Genomic DNA, 1,830 nt, shown 5'->3' with positions numbered 1-1,830 from the left:
CCAGTAGGGCAAAAATTGAAACAATGATCATCCATTGGAACAAAGGTGTTTCTGTATCGCTGAAAAACCTTCGCAAGACCTCTGCAAACCCAAGTGTTGCCAATGCCATCTGAAAGTATCCGCTGAATTTTGCCACCTTCTTTTTTCTTGAAATGGCACCACCTACTGCGAATAGGCTCAACGCATATACGATGGAATCTGCCAGCATATCCAAGGAATCCGCCACAAGTCCCATAGAAGAGGAAATCCAACCTGTGGTCATTTCGATAACGAAAAATCCAAAGTTGATGCCCAAGACCCACCAAAGGATTCTTTTTTGTTTGGATTGGTCTTCCATTACGGGTGTTTCGGCTTCTGTGGTTCCCTCAAAGGAATCCCCAAGTTTTAAGCTGGCTATAGACGTTTGTATTGCTTTAACACCGTCCACGTGATATATTTCTAATTTTCTATTGGGAATATCAAAATCCAAGTGTTTTACTTGAGCATAAGACTCCAACTTCATTCGAATCATCTGCTCTTCTGAAGGGCAGTCCATTTTAGTTATTATAAAAGTGCTTTTTTTCATTATTATTTGTTACTAGATAATTTTATTTAATGATTCTTTTTGCTTTATTGGAAGCGCTAATTTTTTAATTTTTTGTTACGAATCCGTATTTTTAATCATATCCCTAATGTATGTCTCGGCTTGGCCAATGGTGTTTAATTTTTCTGCCTCATTATCTGGAATGGCTATATTGAACTCGTTTTCAAACTCTAGCATCAATTCGACCATATCCAACATATCCGCACCAAGGTCTTTCGTAAAATTCGCTTCCGGTCTTATTTGATTCGGATGTATTCCAAATTTATTGACCAAGAGCTTGTTGAATCTTATTTTAAATTCGTCCATCTGTACTTCATTTATTTATGCGATTCTATATATCTTTCCAAGAGTGACTTCAGGCTATCTAAATAGTCCACGAACGAGTTAACGGAAATCTCGGGTGTTTCGCAATCAGGGATTGTAATAGGGTTTTCATCAAGATATTGGTATAGTTCGGGGTATTCCTGCTCAATTCTCAATGTCAATTCGTTAATTTCCTTGGTCAATCGCTGAAGCTTCTTCATCTCTTTTATTCTTTATTGTGCCGGTTATTGTAAATATTAAATATGCAATGCCCTGTCTTCTGTAGCGGCCAGACAAGCTTCCTTAAAGGTCTCGGAAAATGTGGGGTGCCCGTGTGACATTCTTGCAATGTCTTCGGCAGCTGCCCGAAATTCCATCGCTACCACCGCTTCGGTGTAGCTGTCTGCAATGCGAGGGCCTATCATATGCACGCCCAATATCTCATCGGTCTGCTTATCTGCGATTACCTTGATAAAACCATCCGTATCCATACTTATCTTCGCCCGTGCGTTTGCCTTATAGGGAAAAGAGCCTGTTTTTATACTTTTATTGGCCTTCTTCAGTTCTTCTTCCGTCAAGCCTACTCCGGCCACCTCAGGCTGGGTGTACACGATATTTGGGATGAGCGAGTAATTGATATGGGGCTTTTGGCCAACAATCCGTTCGGCTACGAAAACGCCCTCTTCACTGGCTTTATGGGCAAGCATTGCCCCTCGGATTACATCCCCTATGGCATACACACCCTTGATGTTGGTTTCGAGGTTCTCATCTACCGCTATCTGTCCTTTCTCATTGGTTTCCACTCCTATATTTTCAAGCCCTAAATTGGCGGTGTATGGTTTTCGACCAATGGCCATAAGGCAGTAATCGCCATCTAAACTCATTTCTTCTTTACCGGAAAGATTTTCCGCTTTCAATTCTACTTTGCCATCAGTTGCCGTTGC

Annotated in this window: 4 protein-coding genes; all 4 read right to left on the bottom strand. The window is 41.2% G+C overall.

Features of this window, described 5'->3' with window-relative positions; genetic code table 11:
* The coding region (locus tag K1F36_RS19430; protein ID WP_258539155.1) for a cation efflux transmembrane domain-containing protein at positions 1–535 on the bottom strand (535 nt) is incomplete at its 3' end.
* A gap of 105 nt (positions 536–640) precedes the next feature.
* Positions 641–889, bottom strand: coding sequence for an acyl carrier protein (gene acpP, locus K1F36_RS19425; RefSeq protein ID WP_008610952.1), 249 nt, complete (start codon positions 887–889; stop codon positions 641–643).
* An 11-nt stretch (positions 890–900) separates the two neighbouring features.
* Entirely contained in the window at positions 901–1,107 is a 207-nt protein-coding gene (locus K1F36_RS19420; RefSeq protein WP_008610953.1) for a hypothetical protein, read from the bottom strand.
* Between the two features lie 36 nt (positions 1,108–1,143).
* Positions 1,144–1,830: FAD-dependent oxidoreductase (locus tag K1F36_RS19415; protein WP_220115277.1), on the bottom strand; the 687-nt coding region annotated here is incomplete at its 5' end.

The organism is Flagellimonas abyssi, from assembly GCF_019457905.1.
Taxonomy (GTDB): Bacteria; Bacteroidota; Bacteroidia; order Flavobacteriales; family Flavobacteriaceae; genus Flagellimonas; species Flagellimonas abyssi.
This window is presented reverse-complemented; position numbering and strand designations above follow the sequence as displayed.

Coding starts and splice junctions, on each gene's coding strand:
- acpP (WP_008610952.1), bottom strand. CDS start 889: ATGGACGAATTTAAAATAAGATTCAACAAGCTCTTGGTCAATAAATTT.
- K1F36_RS19420 (WP_008610953.1), bottom strand. CDS start 1,107: ATGAAGAAGCTTCAGCGATTGACCAAGGAAATTAACGAATTGACATTG.